This is a genomic window from Occallatibacter sp. (genome assembly GCF_049510455.1).
In the GTDB taxonomy this organism is placed as follows: Bacteria; Acidobacteriota; Terriglobia; order Terriglobales; family Acidobacteriaceae; genus Telmatobacter.
Genome location: NZ_JBEKYX010000084.1, coordinates 1 through 18,568 on the forward strand (window position 1 = coordinate 1; position 18,568 = coordinate 18,568).

At 57.0% G+C, this 18,568-nt stretch carries 23 protein-coding genes and 1 tRNA gene; 13 read left to right on the forward strand and 11 right to left on the reverse strand.

Features of this window, described 5'->3' with window-relative positions; translation table 11 throughout:
- Nucleotides 1-663: AAA family ATPase (locus tag ABSG47_RS15400; RefSeq protein ID WP_424170583.1), on the reverse strand; the 663-nt coding region annotated here is incomplete at its 3' end.
- Complete coding sequence (locus ABSG47_RS15405; RefSeq protein WP_424170584.1) at nt 660-845, reverse strand: helix-turn-helix domain-containing protein; 186 nt, start codon at nt 843-845, stop codon at nt 660-662. The genes ABSG47_RS15400 and ABSG47_RS15405, both read right to left, overlap by 4 nt.
- A 135-nt stretch (nt 846-980) precedes the next feature.
- On the opposite strand from ABSG47_RS15405, the gene ABSG47_RS15410 reads away from it, so the two are divergent.
- Genes ABSG47_RS15410 through ABSG47_RS15420 form a run of 3 tightly spaced genes read left to right on the forward strand, consistent with a single transcriptional unit; the run spans nt 981 to nt 3,140 of the window.
- Nucleotides 981-1,601, forward strand: a complete 621-nt coding sequence (locus ABSG47_RS15410) for a hypothetical protein (RefSeq protein WP_424170585.1) — start codon at nt 981-983, stop codon at nt 1,599-1,601.
- Nucleotides 1,598-1,828 carry a hypothetical protein gene (locus ABSG47_RS15415; RefSeq protein ID WP_424170586.1) on the forward strand — a complete coding sequence of 77 codons (231 nt, stop codon included), beginning with the start codon at nt 1,598-1,600 and terminating at the stop codon, nt 1,826-1,828. Before ABSG47_RS15410 ends, ABSG47_RS15415 begins: the two co-directional genes overlap by 4 nt.
- 34 nt (nt 1,829-1,862) lie before the next feature.
- Nucleotides 1,863-3,140: a tyrosine-type recombinase/integrase gene (locus ABSG47_RS15420; RefSeq protein WP_424170587.1), complete on the forward strand. Its 1,278-nt coding sequence runs from the start codon at nt 1,863-1,865 to the stop codon at nt 3,138-3,140.
- A gap of 14 nt (nt 3,141-3,154) precedes the next feature.
- Here the strand turns inward: ABSG47_RS15420 and ABSG47_RS15425 are convergent.
- Nucleotides 3,155-3,231, reverse strand: a tRNA-Val gene (locus ABSG47_RS15425).
- Between the two features lie 82 nt (nt 3,232-3,313).
- Between ABSG47_RS15425 and ABSG47_RS15430 the strand changes: the two genes are divergently transcribed.
- Together ABSG47_RS15430 and bshA are read left to right on the forward strand one after the other, a co-directional pair.
- Entirely contained in the window at nt 3,314-4,171 is an 858-nt protein-coding gene (locus ABSG47_RS15430; RefSeq protein WP_424170588.1) for a ChbG/HpnK family deacetylase, read from the forward strand.
- Nucleotides 4,172-4,241: 70 nt separating this feature from the next.
- The gene (gene bshA / locus ABSG47_RS15435) at nt 4,242-5,387 is read left to right on the forward strand and encodes an N-acetyl-alpha-D-glucosaminyl L-malate synthase BshA (protein ID WP_424170589.1); all 1,146 of its coding nucleotides are present in this window, start codon (nt 4,242-4,244) and stop codon (nt 5,385-5,387) included.
- Nucleotides 5,388-5,390: 3 nt separating this feature from the next.
- Here bshA and ABSG47_RS15440 read toward each other — a convergent pair whose 3' ends face one another.
- A complete protein-coding gene (locus tag ABSG47_RS15440; RefSeq protein ID WP_424170590.1) occupies nt 5,391-5,921 on the reverse strand; it encodes a 3-hydroxyacyl-CoA dehydrogenase NAD-binding domain-containing protein in 531 nt (176 codons plus the stop codon).
- Nucleotides 5,922-6,074 carry a hypothetical protein gene (locus ABSG47_RS15445; RefSeq protein WP_424170591.1) on the reverse strand — a complete coding sequence of 51 codons (153 nt, stop codon included), beginning with the start codon at nt 6,072-6,074 and terminating at the stop codon, nt 5,922-5,924.
- A 113-nt stretch (nt 6,075-6,187) separates the two neighbouring features.
- Here ABSG47_RS15445 and ABSG47_RS15450 point away from each other — a divergent pair, with 113 nt between their 5' ends.
- Together ABSG47_RS15450 and ABSG47_RS15455 are read left to right on the forward strand one after the other, a co-directional pair.
- Nucleotides 6,188-6,586 carry a nuclear transport factor 2 family protein gene (locus tag ABSG47_RS15450; RefSeq protein WP_424170592.1) on the forward strand — a complete coding sequence of 133 codons (399 nt, stop codon included), beginning with the start codon at nt 6,188-6,190 and terminating at the stop codon, nt 6,584-6,586.
- A 69-nt stretch (nt 6,587-6,655) separates the two neighbouring features.
- Complete coding sequence (locus tag ABSG47_RS15455; RefSeq protein ID WP_424170593.1) at nt 6,656-7,405, forward strand: class I SAM-dependent methyltransferase; 750 nt, start codon at nt 6,656-6,658, stop codon at nt 7,403-7,405.
- On the opposite strand, the gene ABSG47_RS15460 is transcribed toward ABSG47_RS15455, so the two are convergent.
- Complete coding sequence (locus ABSG47_RS15460; protein ID WP_424170594.1) at nt 7,402-7,758, reverse strand: TSUP family transporter; 357 nt, start codon at nt 7,756-7,758, stop codon at nt 7,402-7,404. The two genes, ABSG47_RS15455 and ABSG47_RS15460, sit on opposite strands and share 4 nt — an antisense overlap.
- A 248-nt stretch (nt 7,759-8,006) precedes the next feature.
- A complete protein-coding gene (locus ABSG47_RS15465) occupies nt 8,007-8,753 on the reverse strand; it encodes an aquaporin (RefSeq protein ID WP_424170595.1) in 747 nt (248 codons plus the stop codon).
- Nucleotides 8,754-9,033: 280 nt separating this feature from the next.
- On the opposite strand from ABSG47_RS15465, the gene opgC reads away from it, so the two are divergent.
- The 4 genes from opgC (at nt 9,034) to pstS (ending at nt 13,633) form a co-directional block, all read left to right on the forward strand.
- Nucleotides 9,034-10,224, forward strand: coding sequence for an OpgC domain-containing protein (gene opgC, locus ABSG47_RS15470; RefSeq protein WP_424170596.1), 1,191 nt, complete (start codon nt 9,034-9,036; stop codon nt 10,222-10,224).
- A 152-nt stretch (nt 10,225-10,376) separates the two neighbouring features.
- Entirely contained in the window at nt 10,377-11,072 is a 696-nt protein-coding gene (locus ABSG47_RS15475; protein WP_424170597.1) for a winged helix-turn-helix domain-containing protein, read from the forward strand.
- Between the two features lie 35 nt (nt 11,073-11,107).
- Nucleotides 11,108-12,520: a HAMP domain-containing sensor histidine kinase gene (locus ABSG47_RS15480; RefSeq protein WP_424170598.1), complete on the forward strand. Its 1,413-nt coding sequence runs from the start codon at nt 11,108-11,110 to the stop codon at nt 12,518-12,520.
- Nucleotides 12,521-12,634: 114 nt separating this feature from the next.
- Nucleotides 12,635-13,633, forward strand: coding sequence for a phosphate ABC transporter substrate-binding protein PstS (gene pstS, locus ABSG47_RS15485; RefSeq protein ID WP_424170599.1), 999 nt, complete (start codon nt 12,635-12,637; stop codon nt 13,631-13,633).
- Nucleotides 13,634-13,745: 112 nt separating this feature from the next.
- Here pstS and ABSG47_RS15490 read toward each other — a convergent pair whose 3' ends face one another.
- The 3 genes from ABSG47_RS15490 to cyaY form a co-directional block, all read right to left on the reverse strand.
- On the reverse strand, nt 13,746-14,456 hold the full coding sequence (locus ABSG47_RS15490) for a hypothetical protein (RefSeq protein ID WP_424170600.1): 711 nt from the start codon (nt 14,454-14,456) through the stop codon (nt 13,746-13,748).
- Between the two features lie 10 nt (nt 14,457-14,466).
- Nucleotides 14,467-15,246 carry a hypothetical protein gene (locus ABSG47_RS15495; protein WP_424170601.1) on the reverse strand — a complete coding sequence of 260 codons (780 nt, stop codon included), beginning with the start codon at nt 15,244-15,246 and terminating at the stop codon, nt 14,467-14,469.
- A gap of 129 nt (nt 15,247-15,375) precedes the next feature.
- Complete coding sequence (gene cyaY, locus ABSG47_RS15500; RefSeq protein WP_424170602.1) at nt 15,376-15,714, reverse strand: iron donor protein CyaY; 339 nt, start codon at nt 15,712-15,714, stop codon at nt 15,376-15,378.
- A gap of 176 nt (nt 15,715-15,890) precedes the next feature.
- On the opposite strand from cyaY, the gene ABSG47_RS15505 reads away from it, so the two are divergent.
- Nucleotides 15,891-16,808 carry a hypothetical protein gene (locus ABSG47_RS15505; RefSeq protein ID WP_424170603.1) on the forward strand — a complete coding sequence of 306 codons (918 nt, stop codon included), beginning with the start codon at nt 15,891-15,893 and terminating at the stop codon, nt 16,806-16,808.
- 25 nt (nt 16,809-16,833) lie between these two features.
- On the opposite strand, the gene ABSG47_RS15510 is transcribed toward ABSG47_RS15505, so the two are convergent.
- Nucleotides 16,834-17,055, reverse strand: coding sequence for an exodeoxyribonuclease VII small subunit (locus tag ABSG47_RS15510; protein WP_424170604.1), 222 nt, complete (start codon nt 17,053-17,055; stop codon nt 16,834-16,836).
- Nucleotides 17,056-17,140: 85 nt separating this feature from the next.
- Here ABSG47_RS15510 and ABSG47_RS15515 point away from each other — a divergent pair, with 85 nt between their 5' ends.
- Nucleotides 17,141-18,568, forward strand: a complete 1,428-nt coding sequence (locus ABSG47_RS15515) for a Gfo/Idh/MocA family protein (protein ID WP_424170605.1) — start codon at nt 17,141-17,143, stop codon at nt 18,566-18,568.

Consider the following 18,568-nt stretch of genomic DNA (forward strand, 5'->3'; position numbering starts at 1 on the left):
CAGAATCGCGCAGCCATGCTTCTCCGCGAGTTTTGCCAACCCATCCATGACGGGCCGCGTCTCATTTGAGCGGTGCAAATCAACGCCAGCGCCAAGATAGCTCTGAATGGGATCAACCACCATCAGCCGGGCCTGCACCTTAACAATCGCCGCCTCAATCGCCGCCAAGTCTGCGAGTGTGACAGCTATCAGGTGCTTATTCCCATCCGCATCGAATTGCGGCTTTCCTTCCAGCAAGAAGAATCGGGCAGGATCGCCGCCAAGTGCATCGAAGCGCGGCCTGAGTGATTCGGCCACCGGATTCTCAACGCTCAGATAGAGAGTGTTGGTTGGTTCCACGATTCGGCCATCCCGCAGCCTTCCACGCGATAGCTCGGCAGAAATAGAAAGCGCAATATATGACTTGCCCGTTCCCGGATCGCCGCTCAGCATCGTCATCATACGCGCGGGAATAAACGGCTCCCAAAGCCAATCAACAGCCCTCGGCTCTACATCTGCAAGGCACAGCAGCTCCGGGCCTGATGGAGTATCGGGCGGATTGACGGACACGCTATCAGCCTGCCGCGTCTCGATCTTCGTCACAGGCGCTGTGCCGGGGAATGGGCCACCCGTGCGCGTCCAGTCGAGCACTTTGGCAATATCCGTCTGCTGAGTCGCGCTCATTGGCGCTCCAGGGCGGGGATTGATGAAGCATCGATGATTTTCAGAATCTCCGCTTCTTTGAACCGCACCGACCTGCCCAACTTCAGGTAAGGCAGTTCACGTCTCCAAACTTTCTGCCTGATGGTCGCCGGTCTCCAGCCCGTCATGCGGGCTACTTCGTCAACGGTTAGCAGTCGATTCATGTTTATTACTCCAATCATCGAAATCTGCTTTTATACTTCTCTCAAGTCGTGATAAAGTAAAACTCGTTAGCCTTGTAGGAACGGGAAACCCCTGATATGAAGCAGACGAAACCATCTCCGAAAATGAAAAAAATTGTGGAAAGAATTGTAGGCGAGGATTCCAGTCTCGCCGCTGTTGCGCCGCTTTATCTGTATCAGCGAGACGATCTATTCAAATTGGAGTATCTGGCCTTTGTCCTGAACAATGTGCCGAAGAGTTCTTCCGCTCATCATGTAGTCGAGTTAATCGAAAGACTGGTGAGCACGCCGCCAGAAGAGCAGGCATGGGTAAAGGTGGCGTCCCCAGACATCGGCCCCGCTCCCTGTACTCCGGCCCCAGGTTCGCCGCTGTATGCACTCAACAAGTTTCTCGAAACGAATCCCTGCATCCTGAGAATTGAAGGGCTTGAACGCGCAAACGACAATATCGCGGTTCACGCAACACACATATCGTTCTCCATCGTTGAAGGAGCGAACGCGGTAGAAGTAGACAGGATTCTATGGGTGTTGTGGGAAGTTTACTATCGGGCCATCGATCTAACCCGGCTCAAGAGATGCCCCATCTGCCACACGTGGTTTGTCGATCACACCAAAAACAAGCAAAAGACTCGCTGTTCCATCCCCTGCACCAACAAGAAATGGTCATGGGCGGAACGGAAGAAGGCTGGTCATCATATGTCCGGCAGCGACCGCAAAACAAAGAAAGGTAAGCCATGAACATAATCGAATTTCACAAAGTCGAGTTAGACACAATCCTTGCTGCCTTGCGGCTTTTCCGCTCCACCACTGATATTGAGAACCTGCCACGGGAGCAAGGCAAGGAGCTGGCAACGATGATCGCAATGCAGATTACGACATCAGAAACCGGGGAACCGCTCATGTTACTCAAACCCGCACAGATAGACGATCTCATTGATCGCTTGAAGTCTGTCACCGAGGGTTGAGTCGATAACCAGTTCACAAAGGGAGGAGACAGCAATGTCAATTTATCGACCGAAGGGCAGCAAAGTTTTCATCATGGATTTCTTGTTTCGCTCACAGCGCATCCGCGAAACTACGGGGATGACGAGCAAGACGCGAGCGAAGGAAGTCTACGAAAAGCGCAAACAATCACTGAAGGACGGGACAGCCGGAATCCGCCGTCAATCTCGCCCGGACCTACTCAGCACAGCGGCTACAGAATGGCAGGAATCCAAACAGCGCAAGTGGTCCGAGAGCATGAGCGAAATTGCGAAGTATTCCTTCGCTCACCTGCTGCCCGTTCTGGGCAAGCGGTTGCTGGTGGACATTGAAGCGCGTGACATTGCGAAGTACCAGGCCGCGCGGCTCTCTGAGGGCGCAAGCAACCGGACGGTCAATATCGAAGTCGGACTGCTCCGCCAGATCATGCGCAAGTATGGTGCCTGGGCGCGGATTCAGCCGGACGTTACCATGCTCCCTGAAAGACAGGACGCAGGGCAGGCCCTCACCGCCGAGCAGGAACGCAGTCTGCTTTTGGAGTGTGGCCGGTCCGTCTCTCATTCGCTTCTTCCCTTTGTTGTGCTCCTGCTCGAAACCGGGGCGCGCTACAACACTATCCGTACGTTGACGTGGGGACAGATAGACATTGCCGGACGCTACCTGAAGATCGGCAAGGACAAGACGACTACCGGGACGGGGCGCAAGGTGCCGCTAAGCAGCCGCGCCGTATCTACGCTTGAGATGTGGGCCAGCCAGTTTCCGGACCGCAAGGCTCCCCATTACGTTTTTCCGACTGAGAAATACGGGCTGCACGGGGAGGAAGGCACATTCGGCGGCGAGGTTAGAACGTATGAGGTTGACGTAACCAAGCCGGTTGGCACTATCAAGACGGCATGGCAGTCAGCGAAGAAGCGCACCCAGCGCCACTGCCCGGAATGCAAGAACGGAACGCTAGCAGACCGCCAGAAGCCCGGCAAGGGGTTCTATTGCGTGGACTGCAATTTCGAGATTGAAGAATTGCCTGTTGCGCTCTCGACTCTGCGGCTTCACGATCTGCGGCACTCGGCAGTGTCCCGCATGATTGCGGCCCGTGTTCCTATTCCCATCATTGCGAAGATCGTCGGATGGTCGCCAAGCACAATGGCAAAGATGGCTGCGCGGTATGGTCACTTCGGAATCGAAGATCTGCGCAGCGCAGTGGAATCGATCAACAGCACCGCACAACCGGAGTTTGCGGCGGAGTACCCGCAAAATCCACCGCAGTCAACCATAGAGATTAAAGCGACTATCAACTAAATTATTGATTTTATTGGTGGGCGGTCAGGGATTCGAACCCCGGACCCCTTGCTTGTAAGGCAAGTGCTCTAACCGGCTGAGCTAACCGCCCGCATGCGGATGGGAAGGCCGGCAGATTGCATCCGTGCAGCCTTGTTTCATCATACCAGTGATCGCCTTGGTAGACTCACACAGTGAGAAAGCTGATTGTTAACGCGGATGACTTTGGCCTGACAAATGGCATCAACCGCGCCATTCTTGAGTTACACCAGGCGGGTGTACTGACCAGCGCCACGCTGATGGCGAAAGCAATGGCAACAGACGATGCTATCGCGATCATAAAAAGCACGCCCACACTGGGCGTAGGATGCCATGTGGTGCTGGTGGATGGCGATCCAGTGCTGCCCGCGGCGCAACTACCCACCTTGACCGATCCGCTAACGGGGCGCTTTCACCCGACCCTGGGAACATTTCTGCGCGGGGTTGCGACACGCAGGATTCACATGAGCGAGGTGGCAGCCGAGGCGCGCGGGCAAATTCTATTGCTGCAGGAGCGCGGCGTGCAGCTCACCCATGTGGACACGCACAAACATACGCACATGATTCCCCGCGTCCTGTGCCCTGTAATCCATGCGGCAAAAGCGTGCGGGATTCTCAGAGTGCGAAATCCCTTTGAGCCGGCGTGGTCGATCAATGCCACTCCGCACGCGCCTTTTATCAGGCGCGCGCAGGTGCAGTTGCTGAAGCTGTTTGCTTCACACTTTCATCGATTTGTTACAGAGTCGGGCTTTATTACAACTGCAGGCGCGCTGGGAGTGCTGGCAACGGGAACTCTCGATGCCGCAACAGTCCGTTCGTTTGCGGCGGCGATTCCAGCAGGGAACGATGCAGTATACGAACTCGTTACGCATCCCGGCTATAACGATTCCGATCTGGCGCAAGCCAACACGAAATTGCTGGCTTCGCGCGAGACAGAGCGTGAAGCTCTGGCCGCACTGGACGGGTTGCCACAACTCGAATTGACCTCTTTTGCAGCGCTTGCACGCAATTGATATGGTTTTGCGTCTTCGCGCCTACCCGTCGCGTCCAATCTTCTGACAACTTTCAGGAAAGTTAAACCGAATGCGCATTGGCATTACCTGTTATCCCACTTATGGCGGCTCGGGAGTTGTGGCCACGGAACTCGGCATTGAGCTGGCAGCGTTGGGCCATGAAATTCACTTCATTTCTTATTCGCAACCTTTTCGGCTAACGGGGCGTAACAGCGGCATTTATTACCACGAGGTGCCGGTTTCAAACTACCCGCTCTTTGAATTTCCCCCGTACGATCTGGCGTTGGCCTCGCGCATGGCAGAGGTTGCAGAGTATTACGCATTAGATCTTTTGCATGTACACTATGCGATTCCACATTCTGTAAGTGCTCTGTTGGCACGACAGATGCTGAACAGCCGTGGACGCCGGCTGCCCTTTGTGACCACCTTACATGGCACGGATATTACGCTGGTAGGACTGGATCGCGGTTATCTTCCAATTACGCGCTACGCAATTGATGAGAGCGATGGCGTGACCAGTATTTCCGCATATCTGAAAGAAAAAACGCTCGCCGATTTTGACGTGAAGCGCCCGATTGCAGTGATCCCGAATTTTGTAAACTGCAATTTGTATACTCCCATTCATGACCTCAACCAAAGAGCAAAGGCGCGAAGCGCGTTTGCAGAGCCGGATGAATTTTTGCTGATGCACCTGTCAAATTTCCGGCCGGTCAAGCGCGTGGTAGATGTGGTGAAGGTTTTTGCGGATGTGGCGCGCGAGCTTCCCGCGCGGCTGGTGCTTGTTGGCGATGGGCCGGATCGCTCTGCCGCAGAGTGGCTGGCGCACGATCTCAATATCCAGAATAAAATTCATTTTCTGGGCAAGCAGGACCGCGTTCATGCACTACTGCCACTGGCCGACCTTATGCTGATGCCAAGCGAGATGGAGTCCTTTGGGCTGGCGGCGCTGGAAGCGATGGCGTGTAAGGTGCCGGCGATCGCGACACGTGTCGGCGGCGTAACGGAGTTGATTGAAGATGGCCTGAACGGGATGCTCTTCGACGTGGGCGATGTGGATGCGATGGCGGCAGGCGCGATCGCACTTCTGCGCGCTCCGGAGCGGCACCAGGCCATGAGCGAGGCAGCACGGCAAACTGCGCAGACGCGTTTCTGCTCGACGCTGGTGGTACCGCAGTACATAAAGTTTTACGAAGAGATTCTCGCAGGGACGAAGTAGCTCCTATACAGAAGCTATTTCCACACGTGGCGTAAAGCCGAGGTTCTCCCAGAATCCGGCGACTAGCGCGGAGGCTTCCGGAAGAGTTGCCGGCGTTGTACGGATCGTAATTATGGCGCTGCCGCGTTGGAAGTCGGGTCCGGATAGTGTGCGTGGATCCACAGCTATTGCCACACATCGCTCAGGACGGTAGGTACAGGACGCCAGGTCGACAATCGATTGCTGCGTAGTGGGCGTGGCAATGACCATCTTTGGCGGCGCCATGCGGTCGAGTAGCCACAAGATTTCAAGCTTCGACTCCAGCTCATCGGGCACGCAATCGATGGCAAGATCGGCATCGCGCACTGCATCCTCGACGGCGGAGACGAGTTCGACCGAAATCTGGTCTGTGCTCACAGCAATCGCGGCCTGTGAGGCGAGAGCCAGCTTAGCCGGCATCACGTCTTCCAGCAGCACGCGGTAGCCGGCGCGTGCCGCGGAGAGTGCGAGCCAGCGCCCCAGCGGCCCGGCCCCAATGATGGCAACTGTGATCAATTATTCGGCTTCAAGTGCCTCGGTCACATCATTCACACTGGGCTTGGCGGCGCGCAGGTGGCTAGAGACGCGAGCGCGCTCCTCCGGTGAGAGCGTCGGAATGAAGGCAAGTACGCGGCGCAGCGTAACGGAAACGTCGTCAATATAGTTCATTAACCTGATAGCTTCTCCGGAAAGCGGCATGGAAACATCCTCTCGATAAAATTTTCGCTTGCCTTATTGTAGGCGGCGAAGCTGGGCTGCACAAAGCGGGCTACAATCGCCAGATGACAGTGTCGCCTATTGCCGTGGCCACAGAGTTTGTCCGCGCGATCGGACGCCAGGACGTGGATGCGCTGGCGGAATTGATGACAGTGGACCATCGCTTTATCGATTCGCTGGGCAATATGGCGGAAGGACGCGAAAAGATGCGGGCCGGATGGACGGACTACTTCCGCATGGTTCCGGACTACGCCCTGGCGATTGAGGAAACCTATACAGAGGGACCGGTGGTTCTGCTGCTCGGTATGGCGCAGGGAACCTACTCCTCAGATGGAACACTTAAGACCGAGAACCGCTGGCACACGCCGGTAGCGATTCGCGCCTTTGTGAAGGACGGCAAGCTGATCGAGTGGCGCGTTTATGCGGACAATGAGCCGATCCGAAAGCTCATGAGCAAGACATAAACTTTTCTTATCTACTTTCAAAACAGAATGACTTTGCCGCAGGCTCCTCAAAACCACGAAACTCTACCCATGACGCAGAACTGGAATACTGAGCGATACGAAAAAGTGGGCGCGTTTGTGCATCAGCTTGCGGGCGGCGTGGTGGAGTGGCTTGATCCCCAGGCAGGTATGCGGATTCTGGATCTTGGCTGCGGCGATGGACAGCTAACGGCGAGGCTGGCGGCAACAGGCGCAATTGTCACAGGAGTGGATGCTTCCCCGGAGATGGTGTCGGCAGCCCGCAGCCGCGGGATCGATGCTGTCGAAGGCAGCGCAGAGAGACTTCCCTTTCCTGACGCGAACTTCGACGCGATTTTCTCAAACGCCGTACTGCACTGGGTCCGCAATCAGGACACGATGCTGGCCGAGGTGCATCGGGCGCTGAGGCCCGGCGGTCGTTTTGTGGCCGAAATGGGCGGACATGGGAACGTTGCGGCAATTCTCGTTGGGTTCACAGCCGTACTGGCGCGGCACGGCTTCGCGAATCACGAGGATGGGGTGAACTACTATCCATCGCCGGAGAGCTATCAACGGCGGCTCGAGCGGCACGGGTTTACGGTGGAGCGCATAGAACTGATTCCACGGCCTACATTGCTCGGCGAAGGCGGCATGGCTGCGTGGCTGCGGACCTTTCGCAGCGGAGTGTTGGAATCTTTGCCGGAGGCACTGCGGGAGATAGTTGTGGACGAGACCTGCGAATTGCTCACCACAGCACTGCGCGATGAGGATGGGAACTGGGTTGCGGATTATGTGCGGCTGCGGTTTATTGCCCGAGCCTAACGTGTGAACCACATTCGGGCGCCCACTACTACCAGCGTAACGGCAAAGATGCGGCGCAGCCAGAGCTCAGGGATATGCTGCGCGCCGAGCGCGCCCAGGTAGCCGCCCACCACAAATCCAAGAGCCAGCAGCAGAGCGATACGGAGATCGGCGTTGCCCTTGCGATAGTACTCGTAGAAAGCAAGGACGCCGACAGGGGCCAGCAGCGCGCCGAGCGAGGTTCCCTGCGCTCGCAACTGACTCATGCCGAAGAATGCGACGAGCGCGGGAACGAAGAGAATTCCGCCGCCAATGCCGACTACGCCGGAGACGGCTCCGACCACAATACCAATCACGATTGCCAGCCAGACCAAGTTGCAATCCTCCTGTACGAATCTGAATCCCCAGCATACAGCTATGCATTGCAGTCCAATACCGAGAAGAGACGGTTCGCCGCGCATGAGCTAGCTGCGCCCAAAACGCGGCAGGGTGAGCTTTCCACGCAGGACGCGGCGAGACTGCCAAGCCGGCCTGAGCAAGAATCCGGACTACGAACAATAACCCCGGCAGGCCTGGCGCTTGCCGGGGTTTGTTGTGGGAAACATACATATACAAAGGATGCTTATGATTTTGCTTGAAACGGAGCCGGAGCAGAGGTCGTAACTAAAGGCAGAACCGGAATCTCAGTCTCCGCATCAAGCAGCCTTATACGAAAGAGCAAGCCGGCGAGGAGCGCACCGAGGAATGGCGCTACAAAGAAGAGCCAGACCTGACTGAGCGCCTGTCTTCCAGCGAAAAGCGCAGGGCCTAAGCTTCGCGCAGGGTTCACGCTGACGCCGGTAATGCGGATACCGAATATGTGGATGACTACGAGCGTAATACCGATGACCAGTCCTGCAAATCCGGCCGGAGCGGCCTTTTGCGTGGAACCAAGAATGGCAATGAGAAAGATGAAGGTAGCCACAAACTCAAATACGAAGGCCGCGCCTACTCCATAGCCGGCCTGATAGCCAGGGCCCCAGCCATCCTGTCCAAGGCCGCTTGTGGCGATGCTGTAGCCGCTGAGCAGCCCGGTGGCAATGATCGAAACCACCCACGCTCCCAGGATGCCACCAAGGAACTGGCCGACCCAGTAGCCGAGAAGGTCCTTCACTCCCATGCGCCCGGCAGTAAAGACGCCAAGGCTTACGGCGGGGTTAATATGGCAGCCCGAGACAGGTCCAATGCCATACGCCGCTGCAATGAGCCCAAAGCCGAAGGCAAATGCGATTCCCAGAACTCCAACCTTATCGCCGGCCACAACGGCCGTACCGCAGCCAAAAAGCACAAGAATAAACGTGCCTATCAGTTCCGCTACATACTTTTTCACAATAACTCCTCCAGTTTCATTGTGTACTTGTGGACCCATACAGACCTGACTGCCAGATCCGGAAGTGTGCAAGGCATTTCCAGTAGAGAATCAGAGGGGGGCCGTCTACCGTAAGTGCGGCGCACGGAGAGCGAGTGTTGCAGAGCGGAACGGCGTAAGTCAACAAAAAAGCAGTACGCCCGCATCGATCTACCGGCTTACAGAGGATGCGCAGACAACTCGCTGTTTGAGAAGACGTCTAAACAGAGGAAGGACTTTACCCTTGCAGGATGAGTGATGCATGCTACCCAAGCTTGAACGCCGTCCTGAACTCGATGCGTTGCGCGGGCTGTTCCTTGTCTGGATGACGGTGACGCATCTGCCCACGCGATACAGCGATTTTGTGAATCAGCCGATTGGGTTTATCTCCTCTGCGGAGGGATTTGTCTTCGTCTCCGCTCTTCTGGTGGGGCGGTTATACATGCGGGATTTGCAATTGAATCCAGCCAATGTGCGCACACGATTGTGGAAGCGTTCGCTAAAGATCTATGGGTACCACCTGCTGATGCTGGCTTTTGCCTTTACGGTAGTCGCCGAGATTGCGATTCATACCCGCAAAGCAGCCCTGATCAACCTGCTGGACTTCTACCTGGCGCATCCCCTGGTGGCCATTGTGGGCTCCGTGTTGCTGCTGTACTGCCCGCCGCTGCTGGATATTCTTCCGATGTATGTAACTTTCCTCTTTTTTACGCCGCTGGCGCTGAGCGGAGCCGTGCGGATTGGATGGAAGTGGATTCTCGCCGGCAGCGCAGCGTTGTGGGTATTGGCGCAGTTCGGCCTGCGCGACCTGGTGCATAACTGGATGGTGCATGTAACGCACCTGCAGATTCCGCTACAGGAGACTGGCTCGTTCAACCTGTTTGCCTGGCAGGCGGTGTGGATTGTCGGTCTTTGGCTGGGCGCACGATCCGCTATGGAAGCGGATTCGCTCTTCAAGATTCCCTGCTGGGCGGCGACGGTGGCCGCCGCGGTTTGTCTCTTCTTTGTTGGAGTTCGTTTTCAGTGGCTGGGACCTCACCTGACGTCACAGGCGCTGGGCGTGAAACTGGACAAGTGGCAGATTGGCCCTTTACGCGTATTGAACCTGATCGCGTTTACGGTGCTGATCTATTGGGCACGGAGATTTTTGATAAAAATCGTGTCGATCGAGCCATTTCTTACTCTTGGCAAGGCTTCTCTGCGCGTCTTCTGCGCGCATATTGTTTTTGTCTTTGCGGGGCTGACCATGCTCTACGGCGACTTGAATGCCGATGGCCTCGATCAACTCCACGGCATCCCGGCGATAGTGCTGCTTGCGGCAACCTTTGTCTCGCTTATCTGGCTGGCTTCGCAGGAGGTACAGAAGAAGCGCGAGGAAACACAGCGCGCCGAGAAGGAAGCCCGGGCGCAGGAAGCAGAAAAACGGCTGGATCTGGCAAAAACCGGGACCTGAGCCTGATTTTCAACGCCTCGGTGAAAATATGTCTGCCGGGCCAAATTCATCATACGTTTGCAATTTATTTGCCTCAATGCAGTAATCTGTTCACGATTCCGTGCGGCCTCCGCAACTGAATTTTGAACGGCCGCCGGCTAAGGACAATCCGGTTGAGCCAATCTGTTTTTGTACTGGAAGACGATGTAGACATCTCCCGCCTGGTGCAGCATCACCTTGAAGCGGCGGGATTTGCTGTTCGACCTTATCTGACTCCCACCAACCTGATCCCCGACGCGGAGCGGCAACCGCCTGCGCTATTTCTGCTGGATATTATGGTGCCCGGCGGCGATGGACTGGACGTATGTCGGCGGCTGCGCAACAACCAGGCGCTTTCCACCATTCCCATCATTTTTCTCACGGCGCGCGCGGCGGAAAATGACCGCGTGCTGGGATTGGAGCTGGGCGCAGACGACTACATTACGAAGCCGTTTGCAACTCGCGAGCTGGTGGCCCGGGTGAAAGCGGTTCTGCGGCGCTTCGAGCGGCCTACTTCGCCCTCAGTCATTCAGTTTGAGGAGGTCGTGATCGACGCCAATGCGATGCAGTTGACGGTTCGCGGCCAGCTCACAACAACCACGGCCACTGAATTTCGCCTGCTCGATTACCTGGCGCGGCATCCTGGGCGCGTTTACAGCCGCGATCATCTGCTGGACGCGGTGTGGGGCGATGCGCGTTTTGTGACTCCGCGCTCGGTGGACGTATATGTGCGCCGGATTCGTGAAAAAATCGAAGTGGATCCGGAAAATCCGCGCTATCTGAAGACAGTGCGTGGGGCCGGGTACCGCTTCGAGATCCCCAAGGAGTAGGGCATCTCGACCAAGAGCGATAGGAGCCGAGCCGAGTGACTCGCAAAGTCTTTGTCAAATTGCTGGGACTCTTTGCCCTGCTGCTGATCTTTCATGCAGCGGTCATGGAGCTGGTCTTTCGGCAAATGCTTCCCGCAGGGCCTGTCGATACATTTCACCGGCTTACCCGCGAGGCGCTCTGGAGCGGCTTGATCGCGTTGGCTGCGGCATTGCCGGTAGCGGCATGGGTAGCCTTCGGCATCACCGGGCGATTGCGGCAGGTGGTGGAGTTCGCTCATCGGATTGCCGCAGGCGACCTGACCGCGCGCTTGCGGACGGAGGATGATGAGCTTTCGTCCATGGAATCCGCGCTGAACCAGACGGCGGTACAGCTTGGACAGAGCTTTGCCGAGATTGAAAACCGGCGCCAGGAGCTGGCCACTATGCTCGATTCGATGCAGGAGGCCGTAGTGGCGGTGACGGCGGAGGGGCAGGTTCGCTGGTCGAATTCCGTGATGCAGCGCATTGCCGGCACGCCGATCCGCGCGGGTCGCCCGCTGGTACACTCCGTACGCGATCCCGACCTGCTGGCCTGTGTGAAAGGCGCGCTTGAGACTGCCGAGGTAAAGACTGGCCGCTCCAACTCGCTTGCCCCTGGACGGATATTTGAGATCAACGCTGCTCCCCTGCCTTCGGGCGGCGCAATTGCCGTGCTGCATGATGTGACACGAGTGGAGGCAGCGGAGCGTTCACGCCGGGATTTTATTGCCAATGTGAGCCATGAGCTGCGGACGCCGCTCACATCCATTCAGGGTTACGTGGAAACGCTGATCGAGACTCCAGCGGCTAATCCGGAGACGGCGCGCGAATTTCTCTGCGTGATTCAAAAGAATGCACGGCGCATGAGCCGGTTGACGGAAGATTTATTGGCTCTGGCCGGCGTGGAAAGCCCGGACTACAAGCTGGCCCGCCAGCCGATGCGAGCCAATGCTCTGGTAGAGGATGCGCTGGAGTCGCTGGGTGGGTTGATTGTGGATTCCGGCGTGGAATTGGAGAGCGCGGGCGCGCCGGATGAATTGGTCCTGGTCGATCCCGATGCGATGAACCAGGTATTCGGCAACCTGATTGAGAATGCACTGAAATACGGTGGATTGGGCAGGAAGATTCGCGTTGGCGCAAGGAAAATCCATACCGATGTGGAGTTCTTTGTGCAGGATTTTGGGCCGGGCATTGGCTCGGAGCATCTGGACCGCATATTTGAGCGCTTTTACCGGATCGATAAGGCGCGATCACGGGAGTCCGGCGGCACCGGGCTGGGCCTGGCGATTGTGGCCCAGATTGTGCGAGCACACGGCGGGCGCATCTGGGCGGAGAGCGAACTAGGCTCCGGCGCGACCTTCTGGTTTGCACTGCCGATTGCGGTTCCCGCAGCGCCCGTGGAAACATCTTCAAAGACGGCAAGTGCTTAATTTCGACATGGCATTCAACTCCCCGTAACAATATCCTTAGAAAATCTATAAGAAGGCGAGAGCGTTTCAGGAAAGAATCTGTCTTTAAACGCCGGATCTGCAAGGGAGAGTAACGTGAGAAAGACGGGAATTGCCGTTGGTTTGTTGATGTTGGCGATGGGCGCGGCCCATGCGCAGAAGATTACGGGAGCGGGCGCATCCTTCCCGCTGCCCATTTATTCCAAATGGTTCTCTGAGTACAGCGCGGGGCATCCTGGCGTGGAAGTGAACTATCAGTCGATCGGCTCCGGCGGCGGCATCGTGCAGGTTACGCAGGGCAAGGTGGATTTTGGCGCCTCCGATATGCCGATGACCGACGCACAGCTCTCCGCGTCGTCCATCAAGCTGTTGCACATTCCCACGGTGATGGGCGCTGTGGTGCCTGTCTTCAATGTGCCGGGCGTGACTAGCCTCAAGTTCTCCGGCGATCTGCTGGCCGACATTTATCTGAACAAGATCACCAACTGGAACGATCCGCGCATTGCCAAGGACAACCCAGGCGTATCGCTGCCGGACAAGAAGATCATCGTGGTGCATCGCTCGGACGGCTCGGGAACAAGCTTCATCTTTACCGACTACTTGAGCAAGGTGAGCCATGACTGGAACGATGGCCCCGGCAAGGGCAGCTCGCCCAACTGGCCTACCGGTGTAGGCGGCAAGGGCAATGAGGGCGTGGCTGGACTGGTGCGCCAGATGGAAGGCTCGATCGGCTATGTGGAATTGCTCTACGCGCTGCAGAACAAGATCACTTTCGGCGAAGTAAAAAATGCGGACGGCAACTGGGTGCGCGCATCGATCGAGGGTGTGACAGCAGCCGCGGCCACGGCGAAGATCCCGGCTGACTACCGCGTTTCGATCACGAACGCTCCGGGCGCGAATTCTTACCCGATCTCGAGCTTCACATATCTGTTGATTCCGGTGAAGACTCAGGACGCGGCCAAGAAGAAAGTGCTGGTCGATTTGCTGAGCTGGATCGTGAAGTCCGGCGAGGGCGAGGCTTCTGGACTCTCGTACGCTCCACTGCCACAGAACGTGGCGGATCAGGTTCTCAAGACGGTTTACTCGCTGCAGTAGGGACTGGCCGTTCAGGCAACTGCGCCTTCCCTACCCCACGCAAAAAAGTTCATTGCGCGGGGGCCCCGGTTTCGGCGCAAAACCAAGGGCCCGGCAGATGAGATGCCGGGCCTTATTTATTGAGGATAGCTTTGATCTGCGTGTCCCGATCCGCGACGGAAACGGGCAGAGTATAGTTTGCGTCGCCTTGCATTCTCTTCAGATAGAACAGGGCGTAATCGCAGAGCCGGAACTGATAGCGCATGTATATCCTGTATGCCTTGCTTCCATAGACAGGCGCGGGGCGGGTTTCAGAAAGCATCCGGCGAAGATTTGGATACGCCCTCTGGCCGGATTCGAGCAGCGCCTGCGACGCGTCTTCGAGATAGAAGTTCGGCATGCCCCATATATTGAATGTCTTCGATTGCTCCAGAGCATCGGTCAATACGGCGGACCTTACTTCCGCCGGTATTTGCGTGTATGACTTTTGATCCAGCTTTCTGAGCAGCAGGAGCGGCAGTATGGCATCGCCGTTTTTCCTTTCGTTGACGATGGATGCCAGAGCCTTTGAATCGACATCTTTTCGCGTGACCAGCTCGCGGTAGGCGAGCGAGTTGAATGGCTCGCGTTTACGTGCGCTTTGCTCCACGAGCTTGTTGATCAGAGCAGCATTGTCCATGGCGTGATAGGTCTGCGCGGTCTGGGCTGCAAGCTTCTCCTGTTGGTCAAGCTGCGCCTTCAACTGCGTCTGCTCAGGAGTCTCCTCGCGCTTCGCATTACCGCATCCCGCAGCGCAAAGACAGGCGAGGATCGAGATGATTCCGATGGCTGTTTGCGGTTTCACGAGAGCCTCTCTATAGATCCGACAAGGTGGGGAACGGAACGGCATTCGGAACCAATATCTGGCCCGTCATGCCGCCACCGACCGGACCGGAGGTTGGCGCCCATTTGTTCCAACTGGCTACGGCGCTCTGGAATTCGGTATCCAGATCCTTCCACGCAGGCGCGGTAATGAACTTCTGGCCGACGCCGCTGCTATCGATGATCCAGCTCCAGAAGTAATAGCCGAGGATATGGTTATCGCAGCTTCGATCCTTGCCGGCGTTGACGCAGACGGCGACGTCTACAGCGTAAAAGTAGGTGTTGGCGCCCCATCCATCGGGAGTGTCTTTCAATGTGTTGGGCGTGCCGTTGCTGCCGACGATGTTGTAGTCAGGGTCGAAGGTTCCGTCGTTGTTCTCTCCGTAGTAGCCTGATGCCCAGCCGATCAACGGTTGCTGATCGATCATCCACCCATTCGCGTCGGCCCATGCGGTGGATTCACCGTAGCCGGCCATAAACATCTGGTCGCTTGCATCGTATACACGCACCATCTGGATCATTGCGTCCGTGGTGCATTGGCACTGCTTGCCGCAGTTTGCCGGATTGAAGACAAATGAGCTGTTTACGGGGAAGGCGTCTTTGGGCGATGCCGACGTGTTTGGCGTGCCGGTGAATGTCCAGTTGCCGCACTCCAGCGTGGGCTGGCAGGCGGTTAGACAACCGGAGATGAGGCAGGCAAATACTGTCAGACCGACGAAGATCCAAGGAGTGGATGTGGCTGCCAAGGCTCGATGCCGGATATTCGCTGGCATATCAACCTTCCCATACATCGGTCCATTTCAACGTAGGGCCCGATGTATGGATGGTGGCTGCGGATTCGGAATCGTTTCAGTGATGGGCGAGATGATGACTCGATTTCATCAAGCCTGGCCAGACCCTGCTCAGCCTGCGTGATACTCCTCGATCAGGCGATCAAGAAGCGGGATCAACTGCTCGCCTGTGCGGGGCAGAACGAATGCGGCGGAGTCCGGGTTCCAGTCGAGCTTGAAGCTGGTGGAAAGCGCCGAGATCCACACCTGGCGGACCGGGGTGTTGGGCGTAATGACAAACTTGCCGCTTGCCTCTTCAAAGACGACATTCAAGACGCCGTTCTGCTCTTCCACTTCAAAGCCGGCCTGGTCGTCTTCTTCCTTTACGATCAAATGCTTCTTGAGGGCATCAATGGCGGTCTCGGCCGCGCGGCGAAATTCCTGCTCGTCCATCATGGACCCAGTGTACAAGGCAACATGCGGGTGTTGATGAATATGGTTCGTCTTTCTTTGGGAATTGCGGGGTTTGCGGGAGGTTTCATGGAAATTTCACTCGCGCCTTGTCAACCCTTTACGAGCATCCGCCGATACTGACGCTGAAGACGAGATCCTCATTCCACAAATTTGAAGGAGCCAGAGGAGGCCAGATGCAAGTCCAGATGCACCCGTTCCCCACACGTGTGTTCTGTATGCTGACCGTAGCTCTCAGTGCTGCGACAGGCGCAGCGCAGCAATTTCAATTCCCGGCTCAATTCCCGGCGCAATCTCCGGCACAATCTGAGGCGCCTGTCACGCTGGTGCGCGAAGTGGTTTACAACGAGATGCACGACCATGAGCGGCACGGCTGGTGGCGCTACTGGATTGAAAAGCATGCGCCCAAGGAGACCTTGCTGGAGGAGCAGGTGGAGACCTCCGACGGGCCGTTGACGCGGGTGAAGCAGATGAACGGTCATCCGCTGGATGTGAAGGAGCAGGAGCGGGAAGAGGCGCGGCTGCAAACGCTGCTGAACTCGCCCTCTGAGCAGGCCAGCCTGAAGCAGGCTTACATTGACGATGAGAAGCGGATCGGACGGATTGTGGCGCTGCTTCCGGAGGCGTTTCTCTACGAGGACAAAGGCGGGGAGAACGGACTGCGGCATCTGCACTTCCGGCCTAATCCGAATTATCCGCCGCACTCAATTGAAGCACGGATTTTTCATGCGATGAGCGGCGATCTCTGGATCGACGAGCGGATGAAGCGGATGGCTGCGCTGAATGGACAGTTGATGGCGAATGTCGACTTCGGCTATGGCATTCTGGGGCGGCTCTACAAGGGCGGATCGTTTGAGCTGCGGCGGACGCAGGTGAGCCCGACGGACTGGAAGACGGAGCGGCTGGAAGTACATATAAACGGGCGGGCCATGCTGTTCAAGACGATTGCGCGAGAGACCAGCGAGGTTCGCGGCGGTTTCACGGCGGTGCCTGCGGAGATGAATCTGTCGCAGGGAATGCATTTGTTGAATGAAACGAATACCGCGACTTCGGCAGGGCGCTCGATGGCGGCTGTTGTTTTTGTGAAGCCCTGAAGGATGCGGAAGTGTTGGCCGGGAGCTATTTATCCGTGGGGAAAGGCTCGGTCTTCAGTGAGCCGTCCCGTTGCCGGGTGAGCGTTTGTACCTTGCTTTCGGCCTCGTCCAATTCCTTCTTGCAGGATGCGGAAAGATCCACTCCGTGCTCGAAGAGTTTCAGCGATTCCTCAAGCGGCAGGTCGCCTTTTTCGAGCTGTTCGACGATGGTTTCGAGCTTCTTGAGTGACTCTTCAAAGGTGGGCATGAGGGCTTGCTCCAGTCAGGTGGCTGACTCCATTGTAGGATGCCGGATGTGACGTGCTAGACTTGCGCTGATTTCGGAGATACTCATGCGGACCCCTCTTACCGATTCCCTGTTTTCCCGTCGCAGCTTTGTGAAATCGGCCGGTGCGGCCGCAATGGTTGCATCCAGCCCGCTTGTGCGCGCGAGTCGCGTGGCCGCATCGGATCGCATTGCTGTTGGCGTTATCGGCTGGGGCATGCAGGGGCCGAATAACACCAAGGGCTTTATGGCGCAGGCGGATTGCCAGGTTGTGGCGGCGTGCGAGATCGATCCGAAGAAGATGGATGCCGCTGTGGGCGCCATCAACGAGCACTATGGCAATACGGATTGCAAGAGGTATCGGGACTTTCGCGAGATGATTGCGCGCGACGATATTGACGCCATCATGATTGCGATTCCTGATCAGTGGCACGCGATTGTGGCCACTGAGGCGGCGAAGCGCAAGAAGGATATTTATGGCGAGAAGCCGCTGGCGAAGACGATTGCCGAGCAGCAGGCGATTGTTCGCGCGGTGCAGCAGAACAAGATCATCTGGCAGACGGGGTCGTGGCAACGCTCGGTGCCGAGTTTTCACAAGGCGGCGGAGATTGTTCGCAATGGGCTGATTGGGAATGTCACGCATGTTGAAGTTGGGCTGCCGGGTGGGCATCATGATTTTCCCGGAACGCTGCCTGCGCTGGACAAGCGGTTGGCAAGTTTGGGGCCGAAGCCGGACGGCAAATTACCGGGGCCGGCGGAGATTGTGCCGGGGACGCCGGCGTGGGATTTGGCGGTTACGCCTCCGCCTGAGGGATTTGATTACGAGACGTGGATTGGGCCATCGAAGATGGAGCCGTATATCGATGTGCGGGTTTACCAGAACTGGCGGTGGAACTACAACACGGGCGGCGGGCAGTTGCTGGATTGGATTGGACACCACGGCGACATTGCGCACTGGGGGTTGGGCTTTGATGTGAGCGGGCCTTCCGAGGTGGAGGCTTTTGGTGAGGCTCCGCCGGTGAATGCTGTGTGGAATACGGCTACGAAGTATACGGTGAATTGCGTGTACCGCAAGGATGTGACGGGTTATGCGAACGATGTGCATCTGACGATTGCGGGCGGGTCGGGCGCGATTTCGATGGGCACGAAGTGGATTGGCACGGATGGCTGGGTGTGGGTGGATCGCAGCGGCTTCGATGCTTCGAATCCGGATTGGGCGAAGGGCGATTCCCTTGCCGAGAATCTGCGCAAGGTGAAGCTGTATGAATCGACGCAGCACCAGAGGAACTTTCTGGATTGCGTGAAGTCGCGCAAGCCGACGATTACGCCGGTGGAAGTGGGACACCATTCGACGATTCCCGGGCATCTGGGATTGATCTCGATGCTGGTGGGGCGCAAGCTGCAATGGGATGTGAAGAATGAACAGATTTTGAATGATCCGGAGGCGACGGCGCTGCTTTCACGGCCTTATCGCGGGCCGTGGAAGCTGGTGTAA

What these genes read in the sequence shown, in the direction of transcription:
- ABSG47_RS15415 (WP_424170586.1), top strand. Translation starts at nt 1,598, where the DNA reads ATGAACATAATCGAATTTCACAAAGTCGAGTTAGACACAATCCTTGCT.
- opgC (WP_424170596.1), top strand. Translation starts at nt 9,034, where the DNA reads ATGCTACCCAAGCTTGAACGCCGTCCTGAACTCGATGCGTTGCGCGGG.
- bshA (WP_424170589.1), top strand. Translation starts at nt 4,242, where the DNA reads ATGCGCATTGGCATTACCTGTTATCCCACTTATGGCGGCTCGGGAGTT.
- ABSG47_RS15405 (WP_424170584.1), bottom strand. Translation starts at nt 845, where the DNA reads ATGAATCGACTGCTAACCGTTGACGAAGTAGCCCGCATGACGGGCTGG.
- ABSG47_RS15505 (WP_424170603.1), top strand. Translation starts at nt 15,891, where the DNA reads ATGCAAGTCCAGATGCACCCGTTCCCCACACGTGTGTTCTGTATGCTG.
- ABSG47_RS15445 (WP_424170591.1), bottom strand. Translation starts at nt 6,074, where the DNA reads ATGAACTATATTGACGACGTTTCCGTTACGCTGCGCCGCGTACTTGCC.
- ABSG47_RS15515 (WP_424170605.1), top strand. Translation starts at nt 17,141, where the DNA reads ATGCGGACCCCTCTTACCGATTCCCTGTTTTCCCGTCGCAGCTTTGTG.
- ABSG47_RS15510 (WP_424170604.1), bottom strand. Translation starts at nt 17,055, where the DNA reads ATGCCCACCTTTGAAGAGTCACTCAAGAAGCTCGAAACCATCGTCGAA.
- ABSG47_RS15420 (WP_424170587.1), top strand. Translation starts at nt 1,863, where the DNA reads ATGTCAATTTATCGACCGAAGGGCAGCAAAGTTTTCATCATGGATTTC.
- ABSG47_RS15455 (WP_424170593.1), top strand. Translation starts at nt 6,656, where the DNA reads ATGACGCAGAACTGGAATACTGAGCGATACGAAAAAGTGGGCGCGTTT.
- ABSG47_RS15450 (WP_424170592.1), top strand. Translation starts at nt 6,188, where the DNA reads ATGACAGTGTCGCCTATTGCCGTGGCCACAGAGTTTGTCCGCGCGATC.
- ABSG47_RS15495 (WP_424170601.1), bottom strand. Translation starts at nt 15,246, where the DNA reads ATGCCAGCGAATATCCGGCATCGAGCCTTGGCAGCCACATCCACTCCT.